This window comes from Bradyrhizobium sp. B124 (assembly GCF_038967635.1).
Taxonomy (GTDB): Bacteria; Pseudomonadota; Alphaproteobacteria; order Rhizobiales; family Xanthobacteraceae; genus Bradyrhizobium.
This window is the reverse complement of the sequence record NZ_CP152413.1, coordinates 5,814,469-5,836,188: the sequence shown is the minus strand read 5'-3', so window position 1 is coordinate 5,836,188 and position 21,720 is coordinate 5,814,469. Positions and strand designations below refer to the sequence as shown.

Below are 21,720 nucleotides of genomic sequence, written 5' to 3'. Positions count from 1 at the left end.
CGTCAATGGCCAAGCTCAACCGCAGCGGCGTCGATATCTACTACGAGATTCACGGCAGCGGCCCGCCCCTGATCCTCACCCACGGCTATTCGTCGACCTCTGCGATGTGGCACGGCCAGATCGAGGCGCTGTCGAAGCGGCACAGGCTGATCCTGTGGGACATGCGCGGACACGGCCAGTCCGACTATCCCGACAGTCCGGATGCTTATAGTGAAGCGGCGACGGTCGGCGACATCGCCGCCCTGCTCGATGTTGCCGGCGCCGACAAGGCGATCGTCGGCGGCCTGTCGCTCGGCGGCTACATGTCGCTTGCCTTCCACCGCGCCCATCCGGAGCGGGTGCGCGCGCTCTTGATCATCGACACCGGCCCGGGATTCAAGAAGGACGACGCCCGCGAGGTCTGGAACACGCGCGCCCGCGACACCGGCGACCGCTTCGACCGTGAGGGGCTCGAGGTGTTGAAGTCCTTGAGCGCCGAGCGTGCGTCGGTCACGCATCGCAATGCCAGGGGCCTGGCGCTCGCCGCGCGCGGCATGCTGGCGCAGCGCGATGCGCGGGTGATCGAGTCATTGCCCGAAATCAAGGTGCCGTCGCTGGTTGTGGTCGGGGCCGACGACACGCCGTTCCTGGCGGCGTCCGACTACATGGCGGCAAAGATCCCGGGTGCGCAGAAGGCGGTGATTCCGAACGCCGGCCATGCCGTCAACATCGACCAGCCGCAGGCCTTCATCGCCGCCGTGCTGCCGTTCCTCGATGGCCTCGAGGCCAACGCGCCGGGAAAGGCCGCCTCATGAAGCCGATTGTCGTCGCCTTGTTGCTGACGGCGGCCGCGACAGGAGCGAACGCCCAGAAGCTGCGGCCGTTCGCCGACTCGGCCACGCCAACCTTCACCGCGACGCTGTCGAACCACACACCGCTCGTGTTCGGCATGGACGTCGCGGACGCGCAGCGCGCGCTGGGCACCCCCTTCACTCATGTCAGCGGACGGCCCGGCAATGAGATCTTCCTGACCTTCCGCGACCTCGGCGGCAGCGGGCTGTTTCCGCACCATGATCGTCTCTATCTGCAATTCCGCAAAGGCCGGCTCGCCGGCTGGAAGGCCGACTGGGGCGAGAACTGGATGTGGCGCTAAACCTCATCACCGAAAGCTTCATGCAACCCCCAACATGACAAGGATGGACTATGGGACAAGACATCAAGCTGAAGGCTTCGGACGGATTTGAACTCGGCGCCTATCGCGCCGATCCCGCTGGCGCGCCAAAGGGCGCGATCGTGGTGATCCAGGAGATCTTTGGCGTCAACCACCACATCCGCTCGGTTTGCGACCGGCTGGCGAAGGAAGGCTATGTCGCGGTTGCGCCGTCGATCTTCGACCGCATCACGCCGAACTTCCAGAGCGGCTATTCCCCCGATGAGGTGGCCGAAGCGCGCAAGTTCGTCGCCAATCCGGACTTTGCCGCGATGCTGCGCGACAGCCAGGCAGCGATCGACGCGGTGAAGTCGGCCGGGCCGGTCGGCATCATCGGCTTCTGCCTCGGCGGCAGCATCGCCTATGCGGCCGCCACCAAGCTAACCGGGCTCTCGGCCGCGATCGGCTACTACGGCGGCGCCGTCATCCGCTTCGCCGACGACAAGCCGGCCGTGCCGACGCAACTGCATTTCGGCGAGAAGGATGCCGGCATTCCTTTGAGCGATGTCGAGACCATCAAGTCGAAGCGGCCCGAGGTCGAGGTCTTCATCTATCCGGGCGCGCAGCACGGCTTCCATTGCGACGAGCGCGCAAGCTACGACAAGGCGAGCGCCGACACCGCCTGGCCGCGCAGCATGGAATTTTTCGGAAAGCATCTGCGGAAATAGGGCGCACCCCTATTCCACCGTCATTCCGGGACGCGCGAGGCGCGAGCCAATCTCGAGATTCCGGGTTCGAGCTGCGCATCGCCCCGGAATGACGAAGGACGTTGTCCTTCGTCAGAACCAGCGCTCGCCGACGAACACCGTATCGCCCGGGCTCATCGGCGTGCCCAGCGGCACCACGAAGCGGCCGGAGCCGGACGCATCGGTATGGGTGAGGGTGACCTGGTCGCGCTTGGCGCGCGGCGAGAAGCCGCCGGCGATCGCGACCGCGCTTTCGACGGTCATGTTCGGCACATAGGGATACTGGCCGGGAGCCTGGACCTCGCCGAGGATGAAGAACGGCCGGTAGGACTCGATCTCGACCGCCACCGAAGGATCGCGGATGAAGCCGTTGCGCAGCCGTGCCGAGATTTCACCGGCGAGCCCGGCCGGCGTGCGGCCGCGCGCCGGCACCGAGCCGATCAGCGGCATGGTGATCGAGCCGGCGGCGTCGATCGCGTAGGAGTTGGTCAGGCCTTCCTGGCCGTAGACCACGACCCGGAGCTTGTCGCCCGGGCCGAGATGATAGGAGTTGTCGTAACCGGCGGGCCCACCCGGTGCGGCGGCATAAACCACCGGAGCGGCGCCCGGGGCGGCATAGCCATAACCAGGAGAAGCACTGGCAAAGGCGGAACGCAGAGCGCTGATCGCACCGCCACCGCCGGCATCAGCAACCGGAGCGGATGCGTAAGCCGGTCCATAGGTGACGGCATCGACACCTTGCGGGCCCAAACCTTGCGGGCCCATGGCAACCGGACCCGACGTGCTCATGCAGCCAGACAACGCGAGCGCAGCCACAACGGCAGTGATCGGCAATCGTAACGCGCGTGCAACCGGCACCGGACCTATCCCTCAACGGCGAGACAAGCCCAGTCTTGCACCACTTATGGTTAATAAAGGGTTTTCGAGAACCGAGTGGGGAGCCGGAAAGCCCGCCTCCCCCTCGATTTAGCGCATGACAGAGCGATCAGGCGGTGACGCCGACGCCGATCGGGCAGGACACGCCGGTGCCGCCAAGCCCGCAATAGCCCGCCGGATTCTTGGCGAGGTATTGCTGATGGTAGTCCTCCGCGAAGTAGAACTCGCCGGCCGGTGCCACTTCCGTCGTGATCGCGCCGAGGCCCTTGGCAGCGAGCGCCTTCTGATACATCGCCTGCGACGCATCGGCGGCTTTGTGCTGCGCGTCGCTGAACGTGTAGATCGCAGAACGATACTGCGTGCCGATGTCGTTGCCCTGACGCATGCCCTGCGTCGGGTTGTGGTTCTCCCAGAACGTCTTCAGCAGCTTCTCGTAGGAGATCTTCTTCGGGTCGAACACGACCAGCACGACTTCGGTGTGGCCGGTGCGTCCCGAGCACACCTCTTCATAGGTCGGGTTCGGCGTGTGGCCGCCGGCATAGCCGACCGCGGTGGTGTAGATTCCGTCGCCGAGTTCCCAGAACTTCCGCTCCGCGCCCCAGAAGCAGCCGAGGCCGAACACGGCCTGCTCGAGGCCTTGCGGATAAGGCGGCGTCAATTTGCTGCCACTGACGAAGTGCGTGGTCGCGGTCGGGATCGGCGTCGCGCGGCCAGGCAGCGCCTCGGCGGCGCTCGGCAACGCGGTGGTCTTGCGCATGAACAACATGGATACCTCCGGGCGGGACATCGGCCGACGCGGCAACGGCCTGCGGGCCGGCTGTCACCTATATATGTCCTTACGCGGATGATGGCAGCCCCGTTACTGACGGCAGCGGCCAAGAGAAGCTCAAGAGGGCTGCAGCCAGCTCAGTCGCGTGCGTAGCCGATCAGCGGCTTGCGCGGCCGGAACAGGATCATCAGCAGGATGCCGGCAATGCCGAGCACCGCGAACACCGGCTGCTCCAGAAGCACGCGGATCACGCCGTTCCAGAGCCAGGGCGCGAAGCGATCCACCCAGGCATGGAACGCCTGCTGGCTCGACTGATGGATATCGTTCCAGAACTGGCCGAATTGGGTGAACCGCAGGCTCTGGTCGGCGACGTAGCGGGCCCCGTCATAGACCATGAAGATGAAACTGCCGGCCAGCAGCAAAAGGCCGATCAGGCGGAAAAAGCCGCGGATCATGCGTCACCCTAACTCCCTGTCACGCCCCACGCGTCGACAGGCCTTACCGGGCGCCCCCCGGAAATTCAACCTCTTCAGCGGCTTATCTGGCTCTCGCGAGGCCGATTTCAGGCCCATTTTCGGTCCCGAAAGCGTTGACGGTTAAGCCTGCGCCATCTATAAGACCGGCCGATGGCGGCGGGCGCAATCCTGCCGCCGCTGTTCTTTGGACAGTGCCGCATGCGGGGGCAGCATTATGCGCCTTGGCATGGCCGCCTCAAGGACACCTTGGACAAATACATCAGAGTTGAGATTTGAACCGGCCGGTGCGCGCAAGCCCGACCACCGAGCGATCACCGCCGAAGGACAGTTAGAGAATCATGGCCAACACCACTTCCGCCAAGAAGGCGACCCGCAAGATTGCCCGCCGCACCATCGTCAACAAGTCGCGCCGCACGCAGATGCGTGGCGCGGTGCGCACCGTCGAGGAAGCAATCAAGAGCGGCGACCGCGAGGCGGCACTCAAGGCGATGAGCAAGGCCGAGCCCGAACTGATGAAGGCAGCGCAGCGCAACATCATTCACAAGAACCTCGCGAGCCGGAAGGTGTCTCGCCTCGCGCAGAGCATCGCCAAGCTCGCCAAGTAAGCCTGCGGAGTACAGCTCGCCGCGTGAGCTGACCGAAGAACACATTTGTCACCAAGCCCGGCTCGCGCCGGGCTTTTTGTTTTGGTCTCGCATTTTGTCGTGGAAGTTTCGTAGCGCGAGAAGACTCGGCGTTGCCGCGCAACGAACTGCGTGTCATGTTTCGTCGCGTCCGTAGTTCTACCGGCTCAACATGCTTAACGTGCCGCACTCGCGTACAGATTGTTCTGCGCTAAGCTAGATAGATGGAATAGCGCGCGAATATCTCGCGTTGAAAATTGCGCAGCGGGGTTACCCTGCAAAAGTAATCGCGAAAAATGACGTCTCGCGAATTACTTATGCACATAGCGCCGAACAGCGATTGGAAAAATGACCGGCGCGAGACCAAATGTAAATTTTCTATGAAAAATTTTTGGTATTGCACCGTCGTTTGTGACACGCGTGAATCTGTGCGCTGATTCAAAACCTTGCTTTCGCAACTCAGCGTCGACAACACCGCAACAGTCGCCAAGAGTCTCGACCCCCGTCGAATCCACGGATTGTCAGAAAATGCGCTTGGTGTATTTATTTCTTGTTCGCGACGCCCACGGCTCTCCAGATCAGCGCGGTTTGAGACCCAAGGGCGGACGTGCAAATCGGCGGCGGTGTGCGCGTTAGCGACGCTTTCCAAGCGAAGCTAGATTGACGGCTCATAGCGATATGAGGACGGTCGACCTGTGTCAAAATATCTCCCGCGATGTCCCCGGCAATTTGGGGGATCGAACAAGAGAGACCAGGACGTCAGTCGGAATCTGGCAGCGGGAACGCGGCGCAAGCGAACGGATTGACGACGACACGCGGCGGCGAAGCGCCGGGCATTTCGGTGTTCGGTAGCGGCAGTTCGATTTTGAAGACACCAGCAAGCTGACAACTTGCCGCGATACGTCGCGGTGGGAGGGGGAGGACTTATGTCTTACGGTATCATCACTGCAGTCGAACCAACGACAGCCCAAGTGCAGATTTCCTGTGGTGCCGTAATCAACCCCTCGGACGCTGGCTCTTACCCGCAGAGGCCGTCGAGTACGCGCTGACCTCGCGGGACGCATCTTCTCCAAACAGCTGACCTGTCGCGTGGCGCATGGCCGCCACACGGGAGAGCTTTGTCCGGAGCAGACCGCGCCCGCTAGAGGTCGCGTCGTGGCAGGACCCCTGCGCGGCGCTTTCGCAATCATCATCTCTCAGTTTTGGAAAAGTACGAAGGCAATGACGAACACGGAACAGGATCGCTGGTCGCGGGTAAAGGGACGTTTGCGGACGAGCGTTGGTGAGGACGTCTACACGAGCTGGTTCGCGCGGATGGATCTCGAGAGCGTGCACGATGAGAGCGTGCATCTGTCGGTTCCGACCCGGTTCCTCAAGAGCTGGATCCAGGCGCATTACGCCGAACGCGTGCTCTCCTGCTGGCAGGCCGAGATGCCCGAAGTGCATCGCATCGACCTCACCGTGCGCTCGGCGATCCGCGCGATGGCCCCTGTGAAGGAAGCGGCTGCGCCGGCCGAAGTGCGCCGTGTCGAACGCAATGACGGCCGTCCCGCGCCTGAACTGCGCTCGTTCGCGACGGCGCCGGTGTCCGCCAGCCATGACGCGCTTGGCGGCTCGCCGCTCGATCCGCGCCTGACCTTTGCAAGCTTCGTCGTCGGCCGCTCCAACACGCTGGCCCATGCGGCTGCGCGCCAGGTCGCGGAAGGTCGCCGCGGCGATCCCGTGATGTTCAACCCGCTCTACATCCATGCCGGCGTCGGCCTCGGCAAGACGCACCTGCTGCAGGCCGTGACCTGGGCCGGCAATTCCGGCGGCGAGCGCAAGGTGCTGTATCTCACTGCCGAGAAGTTCATGTACGGCTTCGTCGCGGCGCTGAAGACGCAGACGGCGCTGGCGTTCAAGGAGGCCCTGCGCGGCATCGACGTGCTGGTCATCGACGATCTGCAGTTCCTGCAAGGCAAGTCGACGCAGGCCGAGTTCTGCCACACGCTGAACGCGCTGATCGACGCCGGCCGCCAGGTCGTGATCGCCGCCGACCGTCCGCCGTCCGACCTCGAAAGCCTCGACGACCGCGTGCGCTCGCGGCTCGCCGGTGGCTTGGTGGTCGAGATGGGTTCGCTCGGCGAGGAACTGCGGCTTGGCATCCTCAAGTCGCGCGTCGCCGCGGCCCGCGCCCACCATGCGACATTCGATGTGCCGGAGGAAGTGCTCGACTATCTGGCGCGCACCATCACCCATAACGGCCGCGACCTCGAAGGCGCGATCAACCGCCTCTTGGCGCACTCCAAGCTCAACAACCAGCCGGTGACGCTGGAGATGGCCGAGCGCGAGGTGCGCGACCTGATCCGCCCGCAGGAGCCGAAGCGGATCAAGATCGAGGACATCCAGCGCGTGGTCGCCCGGCAATACAATGTCAGCCGCTCCGACCTCTTGTCGTCCCGCCGCACCGCCAACGTGGTGCGTCCGCGCCAGGTTGCGATGTATCTGGCCAAGACGCTGACCCTGCGTTCGCTGCCGGAGATCGGCCGGCGCTTCGGCGGCCGCGACCACACCACGGTTTTGCACGCGGTGCGCAAGATTGAGGCACTGGTCGCCAAGGACACGGCGCTGTCAGAGGAAGTCGAATCGCTGAAGCGTCAATTGCAGGAATAAGACTGCAGGAATAAGGCCGCCTCATTTGGCCGGCTCGTTCCATGGCCCTCCCCTTTATCAAGAGGGGAGGGCTAAACTTTTTTCCGACCCAAAACGTGGGGAACGGGGCCCGTTTCGCGCCCGTATCCCTTGCACCGGCCGCCCATCCGCGCCACCTTGCGGTCCCCCCGTGGGTTTGATCAAATCCGGTATTGATCCGGCTTATCGGGTTTCCAATGCTGCGGTGCTGCCCTGAACGGCCGCCCGGCTTTTTCATCTGAGGGATCTGGCGGGTATTGCAATGAAGGTCACCGTCGAGCGCGCGCAACTCCTGAAATCGCTGGGTCACGTTCACCGCGTGGTCGAGCGCCGCAACACCATCCCGATCCTCGGCAACGTGTTGATCCGCGCCGAGGGCGCCAAATTGTCGCTGAAGGCAACCGACCTCGATCTCGAGGTGACGGAGACCTTGGCCGCCGAGACCGGAACCGCCGGCTCGACCACGGTGCCCGCGCACATGTTCTATGACATCGTCCGCAAGCTGCCCGACGGCTCGCAGATCGTGCTCGAGGCCGACGGCGACCGCTCGGTGCTCGCGGTGCGCGCCGGCCGCTCGCGCTTCACGCTGCAAACCCTGCCCGAGAGCGATTTCCCGGGCCTTGCCGCCGGCGACATGACGCATTCGTTCTCGCTGCCGGCATCCGACATCAAGCGGCTGATCGACCGCACCCAGTTTGCGATCTCGACCGAAGAGACCCGCTATTACCTCAACGGCATCTATCTGCACGCCGCCGGCAGCGCCAAGGCTGCGACCCTGCGCGGGGTTGCGACCGACGGCCATCGTCTGGCGCAGATCGACCTCCCGCTGCCCAAGGGCGCGACCGGCATGCCCGGCGTGATCGTCCCGCGCAAGACGGTCGGCGAGGTGCAGCGGCTGATCGAGGGCGACGACGCCGAGATCTCGATCGAGCTGTCGGATGGCAAGATCCGCTTCACGCTCGGCAATGTGGTGCTGACCTCGAAGCTGATCGACGGCACCTTCCCGGACTATGGCCGCGTCATTCCGCAGAACAACGACAAGGAACTGGTGGTCGACAAGAAGGATTTCGAGGCCGCCGTCGATCGCGTCTCGACCATTTCCAGCGAACGCGGCCGCGCCGTGAAGCTGGCCTTGTCCGCCGGCAAGCTGGTGCTCTCGGTCACCAACCCGGATTCCGGCAGCGCCACCGAAGAGCTCGAGGTCGAGTACGCCTCGGACGCGCTCGATATCGGTTTCAACTCGCGCTATCTGCTCGACATCGCCGCCCAGATCGAGGGCGAGGTCGCGGTGCTGAAGCTCGCCGATCCCGGCTCCCCGACCCTGGTGCAGGACCGCGACAGCAAGGGCGCGCTCTACGTGCTGATGCCGATGCGGGTGTGATTTCTCCTCTCGTCATGGCCGGACTTGACCCGGCCATCCATCGAACAAGAGATGACCTATTGGGTGTACATCCTCGCGAGCAAGCCCGGTGGAACTCTCTACGTTGGCGTGACCAATAATCTGGTCCGGCGAGTTTACGAGCATCGCGAGGGTCTCGCCGAAGGCTTTGCCAAGCGGTACGGCATCAAGACCCTCGTCGACTTTGAGGCCCATGAGACAATCGCCGCGGCGCTTCAGCGCGAGAAAAACATCAAGCACTGGTCGCGTGAGTGGAAGATTGATCTGATCGTTGCCGGCAATCCCGACTGGCGAGACTTATATGGTGAAATTGTCCGCTAGCGCGGACGATGGATTGCCGGGTCAAGCCCGGCAATGACAAGGTAACATGACCCCATCCCGCATTCATCGCCTGTCGCTGACGCATTTTCGGAATTACCGGACGGCGACGCTGCAGGTCGCGGGCGACATGGTGGTGCTGGTCGGGCCGAACGGCGCCGGCAAGACCAATTGCATGGAGGCGGTCTCGTTCCTGTCGCCGGGCCGCGGGCTACGCCGCGCGACCTTGGAGGACATCGCCGACAATCAGGGCGACGGCTCCTGGGCGGTCTCGGCCGAAGTCGAGGGTGCGCTCGGCCTCGCCACGCTCGGCACCGGCATCGATCCCCCGACCGGCGAGGCGAGCAACAGCCGACGCTGCCGCATCGATCGCGAACCGGTGGGGTCCGCGACCGCGTTCGGCGACCACCTGCGCATGGTGTGGCTGACGCCGGCGATGGACGGCCTGTTCATGGGCGCCGCCTCCGAGCGGCGGCGCTTCTTCGACCGCCTGGTGCTGGCGATCGATTCCGAGCACTCCAGCCGGGTCTCGGCGCTGGAGCGCTCGCTGCGCTCGCGCAACCGGCTGCTCGAAGTGCGCAACTACGACGACCATTGGTGTGACGCGATCGAGCGCGAGACCGCCGAGCTTGCGGTCGCGGTCGCCGCATCGCGCGGCCAGACCGCCGCCAAGCTCGCCGCGATGCTGCACGAGCGCGGCGCCGCCTCGGCCTTCCCCTCCGCCGAGATCATGCTCGACGGCTGGATGGAGAACGCGCTGCTGCAGGAGCCCGCGACCGCGGTGGAGGACCGCTACCGCGAGATCCTGCGCGCCAGCCGTCCGCGCGACGCCGCCGCCGGGCGCACGCTCGACGGACCGCATCTGACCGATCTGCAGGTGATCTACGCGCCGAAGAGCATGCCGGCGCGCGACGCCTCGACCGGCGAGCAGAAGGCGCTGTTGATCGGGCTGGTGCTGGCGCATGCCACGATGGTCGCGGAGATGACCGGCATCGTGCCGCTGCTGCTGCTCGACGAGGTCGTCGCCCATCTCGATCCCAATAGGCGCAAGGCGCTCTTCGACGAGCTCGCCAAGCTCGGCGCACAGGTCTGGATGACCGGCGCCGACCCTGCCGCCTTCGTCGATATCGGCCCGACGGGAGAGATTTTCGACGTCGAATCCGGCCGCGCCACACGGCGCGCCTAAGGGCGGGGAATCGTCTCCGAAAGGGGCTCGAATCTGCCTTCGAATCGGGCTTTTCAGAGCCTCCGGAATCGGCCTTTGAGAGCCTTGAAACAGGTCGAAAAAATCCTATTTATTCAATAGTTTGTAGACAGAGACTTTGCGCTAGGCGCAACTGCTCTTTCATGGCACAAATAGCGGAATCAGCGCCTCATTTTGTGCAGCTGATTCGGGACATCCTCGAAGGCCTCACATGACTGAACCTGCCCGGCAGACCCCTGCCGAATCTGAGCATCCCATTCCGGCCGAATATGGTGCGGAATCGATCCGGGTGCTGAAGGGCCTCGACGCCGTCCGCAAGCGGCCCGGCATGTATATCGGCGACACCGACGACGGTTCCGGCCTGCACCACATGGTCTACGAGGTCGTCGACAACGCGATCGACGAGGCGCTGGCGGGCCATGCAAGCCGCGTCCTGGTCACCCTCAACGCCGACAATTCCGTCACCGTGTACGACGACGGCCGCGGCATTCCGGTCGGCATCCACAAGGGCGAAGGCGTCTCGGCGGCCGAGGTCATCATGACCCAGCTCCACGCCGGCGGAAAGTTCGACCAGAACTCCTACAAGGTTTCCGGCGGTCTGCACGGCGTCGGCGTCTCCGTCGTCAACGCGCTGTCCAGCAAGCTGGGCTTGCGGATCTGGCGCGACGACAAGGAGCACTACATCGAATTCGCGCACGGCGATGCCGTCGCGCCGCTCAAGGTGGTCGGCGATGCCCCGGGCAAGCGCGGCACCGAGGTCACCTTCCTCGCCTCGCCCGAGACCTTCAAGAACATCGAATATGATTTCGCGACGCTCGAGCACCGGCTGCGCGAGCTCGCCTTCCTCAATTCGGGCGTCCACATCGTGCTGTCCGACATGCGTCACGCGGTCGAGAAGCGCGAGGAGATGCACTATTCCGGCGGCGTCGAGGAATTCGTCAAATATCTCGACCGCAACAAGAAGGCGATCGTGCCGGCGCCGATCATGGTGCGCGCGGAAGCCAACGGCATCGGCGTCGAAGCCGCGCTGTGGTGGAACGACAGCTACCACGAGAACGTGCTGTGCTTCACCAACAACATCCCGCAGCGCGACGGCGGCACCCATCTGGCCGGCTTCCGCGGCGCGCTGACGCGCCAGGTCAACGGCTATGCCGAGGCCAATGCGAAGAAGGAAAAGATCGCGCTGACCGGCGACGATTGCCGCGAAGGCCTCACCGCGGTGTTGTCGGTGAAGGTGCCCGATCCGAAATTCTCGTCGCAGACCAAGGACAAGCTGGTGTCCTCGGAGGTTCGACCGGTGGTCGAGAACGTCCTGAACGAGGCGCTGGCGGCCTGGTTCGAGGAGAATCCGAAGGAAGCCAAGGAAATCGTCGGCAAGGTGATCCAGGCCGCCGCCGCCCGCGAGGCTGCACGCAAGGCACGCGAGCTGACCCGCAAGAATCCGCTCAGCGTCTCCTCGCTGCCCGGCAAGCTCGCCGACTGCCAGGAGAAGGATCCGGCGAAGTCCGAACTGTTCATCGTCGAGGGTGACTCGGCAGGCGGCAGCGCCAAGCAGGGCCGCAACCGCGAATTCCAGGCGGTGCTGCCGCTGCGCGGCAAGATCCTCAATGTCGAGCGCGTGCGCCCCGACAAGATGCTGTCGTCGGAGCAGATCGGCACGCTGATCACCGCGCTCGGCACCGGCATCAGCGACGACTTCTCGGTCGACAAGCTGCGCTACCACAAGATCATCGTGATGACCGACGCCGACGTCGACGGCGCCCATATCCGCACGCTGCTGCTGACCTTCTTCTATCGCCAGATGCGCTCGATCATCGATGGCGGCTTTCTCTACATCGCCCAGCCGCCGCTCTATAAGGTCTCGCGCGGCAAGTCCGAGCAATATCTGAAGGACGAGCGCGCCCTCGAGGATTATCTGATCTCGACCGGGCTCGACGAATGCGTCTTCAAGCCGGCCTCCGGCGAAGACCGCTCGGGCCGTGACCTGCTGTCGCTGGTCGAAGACGCCCGGACGATCCGCTCCGTGCTGCGCAACCTGCACAGCCGCTACAATCGCGCGGTGATCGAGCAGGCCGCGATCGCCGGCGTGCTGACCCCGAGAATCACCAGCGATATCGCGACCGCCAACTCCGCGGCTGATTACATCGCCAAGCGGCTGGATGCGGTTGCCGACGAAGTGGAGCGCGGCTGGATCGGCACCTTCACGGAAGGACAGGGCTTCCAGTTCGAGCGCACCGTGCGCGGCGTCAAGGAAGTGGCCGTGATCGACGACGCGTTTCTCGGCTCGGCCGATGCACGCAAGCTCGACGAGTATGCGACCAGGCTGCAGGAGATCTACGTGCGGGCGGGCAAGCTCCGGCGCAAGGATGCCGAGCAGACCATTCACGGCCCGATCGACCTGTTCGAGGCCGTGACCGATGCCGCCCGCAAGGGCATCTCGCTGCAGCGCTACAAAGGTCTCGGCGAGATGAACCCGGAGCAGCTGTGGGAGACGACGCTGGACACCGAGGCGCGCTCGCTGCTCCAGGTGAAGATCAAGGAGGTCGACGAGGCCGACGATATCTTCACCAAGCTGATGGGCGACGTGGTCGAACCACGCCGCGACTTCATCCAGGAAAACTCGCTCAGCGCCACCATCGACATCTAGGGACCTGCTCCCGGCGGCCAGGCCGACATGCGCTGCCGACGCGACGGCTCGGCCGAGATGACGTGTCCGTGACCGCGCGCTTCGCACCGTCGCGCGGCTACCTTTCGTGTGGAAGCTGCGCCGGGAGTTGTGTTACGGTGCCGGACAGCCATTGATTCCGTTGCGGAATTTCGCGTGGCCACATTCGAATCCAAGTCTGGATGATGCGTTAGGGGACATTCCGCGTGCCGCCGATCCAATACATCGTCGAAGGCGGCCGCCGCCTTTCGGGCACCATCGAGCCGTCGGGCAACAAGAACTCCGCGCTGCCGATCATCGCAGCTGCCCTGCTCACCGAGCATCCGGTCACGCTGACCAACGTGCCGCGCATTCGCGACACCGAAACGCTGGTCGAGCTGTGCCGCTCGGTCGGCGCCAGCGCCGAATGGACCGAGCGCAACACGCTGCAGATCCATGCCAAGGAGATCCGCGCCGCCGATCTCGATCCGGCTCTGTGCGCGCGGATCCGCGCCTCGATCCTGCTGGCAGGTCCGCTGCTCGCCCGCTGCGGCGAGGTCGCGTTGCCGCCGCCCGGCGGCGACGTGATCGGCCGCCGCCGGCTCGACACGCATTTTCTGGCCTTCGAGCAGCTCGGCGCCACGGTCACCGCGACGCACCGGCTGGAATTCCGCGCCGCGCGCCTGAAGGGCGCCGATGTGTTCCTCGACGAGCCCAGCGTCACCGCGACGGAGAACGCGCTGGTCGCCGCCGTCGCCGCCCGCGGCACCACCTATCTGCGCAACGCGGCCTCCGAGCCGCATGTGCAGGACCTCGCCAATTTCCTGGTCGCGCTCGGCGCGAAGATCGAAGGTATCGGCACCAACACCATCACAGTGCACGGCCAGGCGACGCTCGGCGGCACGAGCTACGCGATCCAGCCCGACCATATCGAAGTCGGATCGCTGATCGGGCTTGCCGCGGTGACCCGCTCGCCGCTGCGCATCGCGCGCGCCGGCGTCGAGCATTTGCGCTCGATCCGGATGGGCTTTGAACGGCTCGGCATCGTCTGCGGCGTCGAGGGCGACGACCTCGTCGTGCCGTCGAACCAGACCATGAAGATCCAGGACGATTTCGGCGGCCACGTGCCGAAGCTCGAGGACCAGCCCTGGCCCGCCTTCCCGGCGGACCTTATGTCGATCGCGATCGTCACCGCGACGCAGTGCGACGGCGTCATCCTGATGCACGAGAAGATGTTCGAGTCGCGGATGTTCTTCGTCGACAACCTGATCGCGATGGGTGGCCGGATCGTGCTGTGCGATCCGCACCGCGCGATCGTGGCCGGTCCGAGCCGGCTGCGCGGCGCGCCGATGAACTCGCCCGACATCCGCGCCGGTATGGCGATGCTGCTGGCCGCGGTGTGCGCCAACGGCACCTCCACCATCAACAATGCCGACCAGATCGAGCGCGGCTATGAGCGGATCGACGAACGACTCAACGCGCTCGGCGCCAAGATCAAGCGGATACCAGCGCGATCGTGATCCGGGCATGATCCGGAAAAACGTGAAGCGTTCTTCCGGTCGGACCATGCTCAAACGACAATTTGGGAGGCGATGATCTCTGCGTGAGATCGTCGCGTTTGGGCAGTTTGGCCATCCTTCCGGCCGGTTTGCCGTGCTAAGCGTGCCGTCATGACCTGCATCGACAAGATCGACCCGGCCGCGGCGCGCGCGGCCGTCGTCCCCTCTCGCAAGCTGCTCACGGCCGAGCTCGCCGAAACGCTGAAGCTCGCCGTGCCGCTTGCGCTGACACAGCTCGGGCAGATCGCGATGATGACGACCGATCTCGCCTTCATCGGCCGGCTCGGCAGCGAGAACGTCGCCGCGGCGGCGCTGGCGCACACCGTGTATTTCGTCAGCTTCACGATCGGCATGGGCATGATGTCGGCGGTCTCGCCGCTGGCCGCGCAGGCATTCGGCGCCCGCAACCCGCGCGTGATGCGGCGCGCGCTCCGCGTCGGCCTGTGGACCGGGTTCTTCATGGTGCTGCCGCTGATGGCGCTGCCGTTCCATGGCGAGCGCATCCTGCTCGCGCTCGGCCAGACCCAGGCCACCGCGCATCTGGCGCAGCAATATCTGTTCGGGCTCGCCTGGGGCATCCTGCCGGCGCTGTGGTTCATTGCGATCCGCGGCTTCATGAGCGCGGTGAACCGGCCGGAGCCGGTGCTGTGGATCACGCTCGCGGCGATCCCGGCCAATGCACTGATGGTCTATCTTCTGCTCTACGGCAAAGGGGGCATGCCCGAACTCGGCATGTTCGGCGCCGGACTTGCGACCACGATCGTCAATCTCGGCACCTTCCTCGCCGGCGCGTGGTTCGCGGCGCGGCGCCGCCCGTTCCGCAAGTACCATGTGTTCAGCCGCGTCTGGCGCATCGACTGGCCGTTGATGGGCAAGCTTGTCGCCGTCGGCGCGCCGATCTCGATCGCCTTTCTGCTGGAGTACGGCTTGTTCGGCGCGGCCGGCCTGCTGATGGGGCTGATCAGCACCACGGCGCTGGCGGCGCACCAGATCGCGCTGCAGATCGCGGCGATCCTGTTCATGGTGCCGTTCGGCGTCAGCATGGCCGCCACCGTGCGGGTCGGCCACGCCGTCGGCCGCCGTGACCCCGACGCGGTGCAGCGTGCCGGCTTCGTCGCGGTCGCGCTCTCCGGCGTCTTCATGAGCATCATGACGCTCGCGGTGATTCTGGCGCGCTTCGAGATCGCGGCCCTGTTCCTCGGCGAAGCCTCCGACGCCACCGCGCAGCTCACCGCAATGCTGCTCCTGATCGGCGCGACGTTCTTCATCGCCGATGGCGTGCAGACCACCACCGCCGGCGCGCTGCGCGGCATGAACGACACCCAGGTGCCGCTGCTGTTCGCCGTCATCAGCTATTGGCTGATCGGCTTTGCGTCGGCCTCTGCGCTGGCCTTCTGGGCCAACCTCAACGCCCCCGGCGTCTGGATCGGATTGTCGCTCGGAACTGCGGTCTACGCGACCCTCCTGATCTTGCGTTTCCGCCTGCTGGCACGCAGACTGGTAGGATGAAGGTTGCCGGATGAAGGTCGACGAGGTCACACCGAACGGAGGCTAGCGCATGACCTTGTCGGTCGACCTGTTCTTCTCGTTCCGCAGTCCGTACAGCTATCTGGCGTTGCCGAAGACGCTGAAGATGGTCGCCGACTACGATGTCGCGGTGAATTTGCGGCCGGTCTATCCGCTCGCGGTGCGCGTGCCCGGCTTCTTCAAGAAGACCAATCCGCAATTCGCCCGCTATGTCGTGCTGGATTCCAGCCGCGTCGCCAAGCACGAGAACATCCCGTTCCGCTTTCCGCGCCCGGACCCGATCGTGCAAGACATGACGACGCTCGACGTCGCCACGCATCAGCCCTACATCCACCGCCTGACCCGGCTCGGCGCCGCCGCGCAGCTCGAGGGGCGGTCGCTTGCCTTCACCTCCGCCATCAGCCGCGTGCTGTGGGACGGCTCGGTGAAGGGCTGGAACGAGGGCGATCATCTGGCGAAAGCGGCCGATGCCGCAGGCTTCGATCTCGCCGCGATGGATGCGGCGATCGCGGCCGATCCCGATCGCCATGAAGCGGTCATCAAGGGCAACGAGGACGCGCATGCGGCCTCCGGCCATTGGGGTGTGCCGACCTTTGTATTCGCCAACGAACCGTTCTTCGGTCAGGACCGTATCGATCTCCTGATCTGGCGCATGGAGAGCAAGGGCCTGACGCGCCGCACGGCATAGCCACGGGTCATGCCGCGCTCTTCTCCGAAGTTTCCGCAACGATCTTCTCGGAAGAATCCTCGTTCGTGCACCAATTGCCGTGGCAGCGCTTGAGGTCGTTCAGGTTCTGCCGCATCTGGTCGAGCGAAAAGCCGAGCGCGAAGAACCGCTCCATGGCATCGACCGGAAGGCCCCGGGTCAGGCCCTCGCTGCGCACCGCGGCAACCTCCTCGCTGTAGGCATGCAGCGCGGCATCGACCGGCGCCATGTCGGCCGGGCCGCTGCCGGCGCGCAGGGCGGTCGCGACCGCCACCATGTAAGTCACGATGGCATGGCTGACGTCGGCCAATGGCCGCGCCAGCCTGGCCTGGATATCGGCCGGCAGCGGCACCACGCAGGCGCGCCCGATCATCACAACGTCGTGCCGTAGCCGCTGGATGGTCCGCAGCAGCGGACCGGTGTCCGGCCCGGATGACAGATGCATGGTGCGTTCACGCTCGGCCTCGAGGCCGGTCGCGTGCAGATTGGTCACCGCGGTGCCGATGCCATCCTGGATCCGGTGCAGTGCGTCGTTGTCGAGCCCGCGGGTCAGGCCGGCGAGCAATTCGGCGAACGCTGCTGAGAGCAGTTCCAGCAGCTTCGATGCATTGACCCTGATCTGGCTGACCGCGCGCGACGGCAGCACCAGGAACGAGATCACAAGGCCAGTCAGCGCACCGACCGTGACCTCGAGGACGCGGTCGATCGCTGAGTCCAGCGGATTGGAATGATGCATCGTCGGCAGCAGCAGCACGATCACCGCCGTCACCGTCGCCGAGTTCAGGCTGGGATTGAGCGCGGCGATGAACGCCAGCGGCACGATCGCCAGCACCAGCAGCGCCAGCAGGCTGCCCTCGCCGGAATGCGGGATCAGCACCGCGATCGCGCCGCCATAGATGGCGCCGCCGATGGTGCCGAGCATGTAGTCGCGGGTCGCCTTCAGCGAGCGGCCGACGCTCATCTGGGTCACGATCAGCGAGGTCAGCACCGCCCATAGCGGCAGCATGAGGTGCAACGCGAGCGCGATGGTATAGGCGGCCACGCCGGCGGATGCGATCCGGACCGCCAGCGCCAACTGCGTCCTGCGGGTCCAGAGCTGGTCGAACATGCGTTTTGCGAAGGTCCTCATGCACCCTGATCCGCAATCAATGGAAAGGCCCGTGTTACATGACTTGACGTCCAGCGACCGTAAGCATGGCTGCTGCCCGCGGCGGCAAGGTGGCTTGAAAGGCCAAACCCGCCCGCCTACCCTGCGCCGCAAAATTGAGGAAACACGATGGCCCACGAAACCGCAACGCTCGCCGCCTACGTCGCCGACCTGAAATATTCCGACATTCCGCCGGAGGTGCTGGAGCGTGCCAAGGTTTTGACGCTGGATTTCCTGGGCAGCACCATCCGCGCCCGCCGCGATGCGGAATCGACGCCCTCGCTGATGAAGATGCTGGAAGCGCTGGCGCTGGACGGCAAGGGCGAGGCCACGGTGTTCGGCGACACCAAGACCTGGACGCCCGCGGTGGCGGCGCTGCTCAACGGCGCGCTCGGCCATTCGCTCGACTTCGACGACACCCACGCCGATTCCTCGCTGCATCCGAGCGCACCCGTGGTGCCTGCCGCGTTCGCGATCGGCGAGATGGTCGGCGCGTCCGGCCGCGACGTGCTGACCGCAATCGTTGCCGGTTATGAAGTGTGCTGCCGGCTCGGCAACGCGCTCGACCCGACCTCGCATTACGCCCGCGGCTTCCACCCGACCGCGACGGCCGGCACCTATGGCGCCGCCGCGGCGGCGGCAAAACTGTTCGGACTGTCGAAGGAACAGATCATCTCCGCGTTCGGCGTCTCCGGCAGCCAGGCCGCGGGCTCGCTGCAATTCCTGGTCAACGGCGCCTGGAACAAGCGCTACCAGGTCGGCGCCGCCGCGATGAACGGCGTGATCGCAGCGACGCTTGCGCGCAACGACTTCATCGGCTCGAGCGAGTCGGTCGAGGGCAAGCACGGCCTTTTGGTCGGCTATACCGATGACGCCCATCCGGACAAGGCGGTGGCGGGCTTGGGCCACACCTACGAGACGCTGAAGATCGGCGTGAAGCCGTATCCGAGCTGCCGCTATACCCATGCCGCGATCGACGCGCTGATCGCGATGCGGCGCGAGCACAATCTGACGCCGGACCAGATCAGGAAGGTCGAGATCGGCTTGCACCGCAACGGCATCACGCTGACCGGCGACGCCGCCACCAAGCGTCACCCGACCTCGGTGGTCGGCGGCCAGTTCTCGATGTTCTTCACCGGCGCGATCGCGCTCGACCAGGGCCATTTCGGCTGGGATGATTACGACCGGCTCGGTGATGCGGCGATCGACGCGCTCGCCGACAAGTTCGACGTGGTGCAGGACGACCGCCTCGAGGTCGGCCGTACCCATCCGTTCGGCGCCCGCGTCTCGATCACCACCGATGACGGCACCCATGAGCGCCTCTATGCCGATCCATCCGGCGAACCGACCTCGTTCCCGGATGCAAAGGCGATGCAGCAGAAGTTCCTGACGCTGGCCCGCCCGGTGCTCGACAAGCGCGCCGACCAGCTCGCGGACGCGATCCTGACGCTGGAGCGGTTCGACCGCGTGGAGAAGGCGACGCAGCTGGGGCGGCAGTAGGCGGATCTATCGTTACTGCAAAGGCTGCACGCCGCGCCCACAGCTGTCGTCCCTGCGAAAGCGGGGACCCATAACCACAGGGTTGCGTTGTGAGAGTGAGCTGCGGCCCCAGCGTCGCGCACCAATTCTCATTTGGGGTAATGGGTCCTGGCTTTCGCCAGGACGACGATGGGGATGAGGCGCAATTGCTGCGGGGGCTTGCGTCGTCGGGCAAATCGGTGGCAGGCGCGTTCCGACCCCTCGTCATTCCGGGGCAGCCCGAAGGGCTGAGCCCGGAATGACGGAGACCTACTCCGCTCCATCAATGATCACAAAATCCCCGTCCGAGTATTTCTGCCGGATTGCTTTCGCGGCCTGATAGTCGGGGCAGGTGTAGCACTCCATCGCGGTGGCGCGATCCTTGAACTCGATGACGAAGTTGCGCTGGCGCGTCGCACCTTCCATCACCTCATACGAGCCATTGCGCACGATGAAATGGGCGCCGTATCGGGCAAATACCGGCATCGCGGCGGCGAGATACTCGGGATAGCGAGCTTCATCGTGCACCGTGACGTGCACGATCCAGTAGGCTTTCGGCATGATGGTCTCCGGCTGAGGTAATCTTAAGGAACTGTGGCGCACCTCCTGCGAGATGCGCCACAGCATCAGAAAATTCCGGAGGCCGAGATTCAATTCACGATCGCGCGGGTGGTGTGTGACGTCTCCATCAATTGCCGCCCGCGAGCCGCGCGCTTGTGGAGGTCGCCGTCACCACATCGCGAACCAGATCGAACACGCCGTCCACCTCGGGCGGCATGTTCGGCGAGCGGCCGAGGCGGACGATGACGAGCCGCTGTGACGGCACGATGATCACATACTGCCCGATCGTGCCCTTGGCGAAATACGCATCGCGCGGCCAGCCATGCGCGATGCGATGGTTGGCGCCGAAACTGTTGCCGAGATTGGTCCAGAAGCCCGCGCCGTAGCCGACCCAGGCATTCGGCGTGGCCGAAGCCGAATAGGCCGCCCAGCCCTCCGGCAGGATGCGCTTGTCGCCGGCCATCCCGTCGTTGAGGTAGAGCTGGCCGAGACGCGCCCAGTCGCGTGCACTCGCCATCATCGCGCCCGATCCTTCCGGCGTGCCCGCAGCATCGAACTGCATCACGACATTGCGCATGCCGAGCGGACCGAAGAGCTTTTCACGCGCGAAGCGGATGACGTCCGCCGCGTGCCCGCCGGCGGCGTTGCGGATCAGATGCGAGAGGATGAGGTAGTTGCCGTCATGATAATTCCAGACCTGGCCAGGCGCGCTCTCCAGCGGAGCACTCTCGGCGAAGGCGGCCATATCCGATTCCATGAACTTCATGCGGTTGACCGGCTCGAGCACGGACGCCAGCGACGCCTGCAGCGAGCTGCCGAGCGCAAGCCCTGCGGTGTGGCGCAGCAGCTCGTCGACCGTGATCGCGTGGCGCGGATCGTCGGGATTCCGCCAGGCAGCGATCGGGACCGGCTGGTCGCGCGTCAGCCTGCCCTCGCGGACGAGGATTCCGATCAGGGCCGAGATCGCCGACTTGCTCATGGAGAAGCCGAGCAGCGGCGTCTCGATGCGGATGCCGTCGGCGTAGCGCTCGGCGACGATGCGACCGTCCTTCATCACGACAACAGCGCGGGTGTGGCGGAACGGCGGCTCCGCCGGCTCGGCAAAGGCGCGGTCGAGCGCGGCCCCAAGCTGCGGGCTTTGCGGCGCGACGAGCGCAGGACCTGCGATCTCGGGCAGCGATGCGGCTTGCGGTTTCGAGGGCGGAGGCGCGGTATCGGCCAGCGTCTCGCCATGATCGAGCGTGCAGCCCATGCCCTCGCGATAGACCGCATGGCTGCGGCCAAGCCCGAACAGCGTTACGGTGACGTCCTTGCGATCGAGGTCGACCTCGGTGTCCATCGCCCAGGTGATCAGGCCGGCCCCCGGCATCGCGTCCGTGGTCTCGGCCAGGTTTCGCCGGGGGTCGAGCCCGCTGACGAAGGTCTCCGAGCAGACGACGTTGGCGACAAAGCCAGTCGCGACCTTGGGCACATCGCGGGCCCGGGCGGCGGACAGCGCCAGCGCACCGCAGGCGGTGGTGGCAATGAGAATGAAGGCGAGCTTTCGACGGGTCACGGGATCCTCCGGCATGGCGCATGGGGCGCGTGGCGGAGATCAGGCCGGAGCGGGCGCGCAAGCGCTCGCCGGATTTGGAAATGAGGCTAGTCGAGAACTCGGGGCCGCTCGCCGAATCTGAAAATGTGCTGCGATTACACAGGCCTACGACCGAGGCAGCGCTTCCCTTCTCCCCTTGTGGGAGAGGGTGGCGCGGACGCAGTCCGCGACGGATGAGGGGTCTCTATCCGCGGAAACCGACCCCTCACCCGGGCTTCGATGCTACCGCATCGAAGCCACCCTCTCCCACAAGG

At 65.2% G+C, this 21,720-nt stretch carries 19 protein-coding genes; 13 read left to right on the top strand and 6 right to left on the bottom strand.

Annotation, left to right across the window (positions count from 1 at the left end; genetic code table 11):
• Nucleotides 1-5: 5 nt before the first annotated feature.
• Genes AAFG13_RS27750 through AAFG13_RS27740 form a run of 3 tightly spaced genes read left to right on the top strand, consistent with a single transcriptional unit; the run spans nucleotide 6 to nucleotide 1,857 of the window.
• Nucleotides 6-794: an alpha/beta fold hydrolase gene (locus tag AAFG13_RS27750; RefSeq protein ID WP_212312322.1), complete on the top strand. Its 789-nt coding sequence runs from the start codon at nucleotides 6-8 to the stop codon at nucleotides 792-794.
• Nucleotides 791-1,132 (top strand): hypothetical protein, encoded by a 342-nt coding sequence (locus AAFG13_RS27745; RefSeq protein ID WP_342708797.1) that lies wholly within the window; start codon nucleotides 791-793, stop codon nucleotides 1,130-1,132. Before AAFG13_RS27750 ends, AAFG13_RS27745 begins: the two co-directional genes overlap by 4 nt.
• 50 nt (nucleotides 1,133-1,182) lie before the next feature.
• Nucleotides 1,183-1,857: a dienelactone hydrolase family protein gene (locus AAFG13_RS27740; protein ID WP_212312326.1), complete on the top strand. Its 675-nt coding sequence runs from the start codon at nucleotides 1,183-1,185 to the stop codon at nucleotides 1,855-1,857.
• Nucleotides 1,858-1,968: 111 nt separating this feature from the next.
• Here AAFG13_RS27740 and AAFG13_RS27735 read toward each other — a convergent pair whose 3' ends face one another.
• The 3 genes from AAFG13_RS27735 to AAFG13_RS27725 all read right to left on the bottom strand — a co-directional run bounded on the left by AAFG13_RS27735 (nucleotide 1,969) and on the right by AAFG13_RS27725 (nucleotide 3,975).
• Nucleotides 1,969-2,733 (bottom strand): polysaccharide biosynthesis/export family protein, encoded by a 765-nt coding sequence (locus AAFG13_RS27735; RefSeq protein WP_342708796.1) that lies wholly within the window; start codon nucleotides 2,731-2,733, stop codon nucleotides 1,969-1,971.
• A 127-nt stretch (nucleotides 2,734-2,860) separates the two neighbouring features.
• Complete coding sequence (gene msrA / locus AAFG13_RS27730; RefSeq protein WP_212312330.1) at nucleotides 2,861-3,517, bottom strand: peptide-methionine (S)-S-oxide reductase MsrA; 657 nt, start codon at nucleotides 3,515-3,517, stop codon at nucleotides 2,861-2,863.
• Between the two features lie 140 nt (nucleotides 3,518-3,657).
• A complete protein-coding gene (locus AAFG13_RS27725) occupies nucleotides 3,658-3,975 on the bottom strand; it encodes a hypothetical protein (RefSeq protein WP_092120555.1) in 318 nt (105 codons plus the stop codon).
• 359 nt (nucleotides 3,976-4,334) lie between these two features.
• Here AAFG13_RS27725 and rpsT point away from each other — a divergent pair, with 359 nt between their 5' ends.
• The 9 genes from rpsT (at nucleotide 4,335) to AAFG13_RS27680 (ending at nucleotide 16,628) form a co-directional block, all read left to right on the top strand.
• Nucleotides 4,335-4,601, top strand: a complete 267-nt coding sequence (gene rpsT / locus AAFG13_RS27720; RefSeq protein ID WP_212312332.1) for a 30S ribosomal protein S20 — start codon at nucleotides 4,335-4,337, stop codon at nucleotides 4,599-4,601.
• A 1,239-nt stretch (nucleotides 4,602-5,840) separates the two neighbouring features.
• Nucleotides 5,841-7,271: a chromosomal replication initiator protein DnaA gene (dnaA, locus tag AAFG13_RS27715; protein ID WP_212312334.1), complete on the top strand. Its 1,431-nt coding sequence runs from the start codon at nucleotides 5,841-5,843 to the stop codon at nucleotides 7,269-7,271.
• A 280-nt stretch (nucleotides 7,272-7,551) separates the two neighbouring features.
• A complete protein-coding gene (gene dnaN, locus AAFG13_RS27710) occupies nucleotides 7,552-8,670 on the top strand; it encodes a DNA polymerase III subunit beta (RefSeq protein WP_212312336.1) in 1,119 nt (372 codons plus the stop codon).
• A 51-nt stretch (nucleotides 8,671-8,721) separates the two neighbouring features.
• Nucleotides 8,722-9,009 carry a GIY-YIG nuclease family protein gene (locus AAFG13_RS27705; protein ID WP_342708795.1) on the top strand — a complete coding sequence of 96 codons (288 nt, stop codon included), beginning with the start codon at nucleotides 8,722-8,724 and terminating at the stop codon, nucleotides 9,007-9,009.
• 46 nt (nucleotides 9,010-9,055) lie between these two features.
• On the top strand, nucleotides 9,056-10,192 hold the full coding sequence (recF, locus tag AAFG13_RS27700; protein WP_212312337.1) for a DNA replication/repair protein RecF: 1,137 nt from the start codon (nucleotides 9,056-9,058) through the stop codon (nucleotides 10,190-10,192).
• Between the two features lie 229 nt (nucleotides 10,193-10,421).
• Nucleotides 10,422-12,857, top strand: coding sequence for a DNA topoisomerase (ATP-hydrolyzing) subunit B (gyrB, locus tag AAFG13_RS27695; RefSeq protein WP_092120563.1), 2,436 nt, complete (start codon nucleotides 10,422-10,424; stop codon nucleotides 12,855-12,857).
• Between the two features lie 224 nt (nucleotides 12,858-13,081).
• The gene (gene murA, locus AAFG13_RS27690; RefSeq protein ID WP_212312341.1) at nucleotides 13,082-14,374 is read left to right on the top strand and encodes a UDP-N-acetylglucosamine 1-carboxyvinyltransferase; all 1,293 of its coding nucleotides are present in this window, start codon (nucleotides 13,082-13,084) and stop codon (nucleotides 14,372-14,374) included.
• A 150-nt stretch (nucleotides 14,375-14,524) separates the two neighbouring features.
• The gene (locus tag AAFG13_RS27685) at nucleotides 14,525-15,922 is read left to right on the top strand and encodes an MATE family efflux transporter (protein WP_342708794.1); all 1,398 of its coding nucleotides are present in this window, start codon (nucleotides 14,525-14,527) and stop codon (nucleotides 15,920-15,922) included.
• 49 nt (nucleotides 15,923-15,971) lie between these two features.
• Nucleotides 15,972-16,628, top strand: coding sequence for a DsbA family protein (locus tag AAFG13_RS27680; RefSeq protein ID WP_342708793.1), 657 nt, complete (start codon nucleotides 15,972-15,974; stop codon nucleotides 16,626-16,628).
• A 7-nt stretch (nucleotides 16,629-16,635) separates the two neighbouring features.
• Here the strand turns inward: AAFG13_RS27680 and AAFG13_RS27675 are convergent, their stop codons facing one another.
• Nucleotides 16,636-17,775 (bottom strand): FUSC family protein, encoded by a 1,140-nt coding sequence (locus AAFG13_RS27675; RefSeq protein WP_212312353.1) that lies wholly within the window; start codon nucleotides 17,773-17,775, stop codon nucleotides 16,636-16,638.
• A 147-nt stretch (nucleotides 17,776-17,922) separates the two neighbouring features.
• Between AAFG13_RS27675 and AAFG13_RS27670 the strand changes: the two genes are divergently transcribed.
• Nucleotides 17,923-19,293: an MmgE/PrpD family protein gene (locus AAFG13_RS27670; protein ID WP_342708792.1), complete on the top strand. Its 1,371-nt coding sequence runs from the start codon at nucleotides 17,923-17,925 to the stop codon at nucleotides 19,291-19,293.
• Between the two features lie 288 nt (nucleotides 19,294-19,581).
• On the opposite strand, the gene AAFG13_RS27665 is transcribed toward AAFG13_RS27670, so the two are convergent.
• Both AAFG13_RS27665 and AAFG13_RS27660 read right to left on the bottom strand, forming a co-directional pair.
• Nucleotides 19,582-19,872 (bottom strand): DUF1330 domain-containing protein, encoded by a 291-nt coding sequence (locus AAFG13_RS27665; RefSeq protein WP_342713407.1) that lies wholly within the window; start codon nucleotides 19,870-19,872, stop codon nucleotides 19,582-19,584.
• A 127-nt stretch (nucleotides 19,873-19,999) separates the two neighbouring features.
• Nucleotides 20,000-21,427 (bottom strand): serine hydrolase, encoded by a 1,428-nt coding sequence (locus AAFG13_RS27660; protein WP_342708791.1) that lies wholly within the window; start codon nucleotides 21,425-21,427, stop codon nucleotides 20,000-20,002.
• Nucleotides 21,428-21,720: the final 293 nt, after the last annotated feature.

Excerpts from the sequence above, each read along its gene's own strand:
- AAFG13_RS27725 (WP_092120555.1), bottom strand. The coding sequence starts at position 3,975 with ATGATCCGCGGCTTTTTCCGCCTGATCGGCCTTTTGCTGCTGGCCGGC.
- gyrB (WP_092120563.1), top strand. The coding sequence starts at position 10,422 with ATGACTGAACCTGCCCGGCAGACCCCTGCCGAATCTGAGCATCCCATT.
- AAFG13_RS27740 (WP_212312326.1), top strand. The coding sequence starts at position 1,183 with ATGGGACAAGACATCAAGCTGAAGGCTTCGGACGGATTTGAACTCGGC.
- AAFG13_RS27680 (WP_342708793.1), top strand. The coding sequence starts at position 15,972 with ATGACCTTGTCGGTCGACCTGTTCTTCTCGTTCCGCAGTCCGTACAGC.
- dnaA (WP_212312334.1), top strand. The coding sequence starts at position 5,841 with ATGACGAACACGGAACAGGATCGCTGGTCGCGGGTAAAGGGACGTTTG.
- dnaN (WP_212312336.1), top strand. The coding sequence starts at position 7,552 with ATGAAGGTCACCGTCGAGCGCGCGCAACTCCTGAAATCGCTGGGTCAC.
- AAFG13_RS27750 (WP_212312322.1), top strand. The coding sequence starts at position 6 with ATGGCCAAGCTCAACCGCAGCGGCGTCGATATCTACTACGAGATTCAC.
- msrA (WP_212312330.1), bottom strand. The coding sequence starts at position 3,517 with ATGTTGTTCATGCGCAAGACCACCGCGTTGCCGAGCGCCGCCGAGGCG.
- AAFG13_RS27675 (WP_212312353.1), bottom strand. The coding sequence starts at position 17,775 with ATGAGGACCTTCGCAAAACGCATGTTCGACCAGCTCTGGACCCGCAGG.
- AAFG13_RS27745 (WP_342708797.1), top strand. The coding sequence starts at position 791 with ATGAAGCCGATTGTCGTCGCCTTGTTGCTGACGGCGGCCGCGACAGGA.
- AAFG13_RS27670 (WP_342708792.1), top strand. The coding sequence starts at position 17,923 with ATGGCCCACGAAACCGCAACGCTCGCCGCCTACGTCGCCGACCTGAAA.
- rpsT (WP_212312332.1), top strand. The coding sequence starts at position 4,335 with ATGGCCAACACCACTTCCGCCAAGAAGGCGACCCGCAAGATTGCCCGC.
- recF (WP_212312337.1), top strand. The coding sequence starts at position 9,056 with ATGACCCCATCCCGCATTCATCGCCTGTCGCTGACGCATTTTCGGAAT.
- AAFG13_RS27705 (WP_342708795.1), top strand. The coding sequence starts at position 8,722 with ATGACCTATTGGGTGTACATCCTCGCGAGCAAGCCCGGTGGAACTCTC.
- AAFG13_RS27685 (WP_342708794.1), top strand. The coding sequence starts at position 14,525 with ATGACCTGCATCGACAAGATCGACCCGGCCGCGGCGCGCGCGGCCGTC.
- AAFG13_RS27665 (WP_342713407.1), bottom strand. The coding sequence starts at position 19,872 with ATGCCGAAAGCCTACTGGATCGTGCACGTCACGGTGCACGATGAAGCT.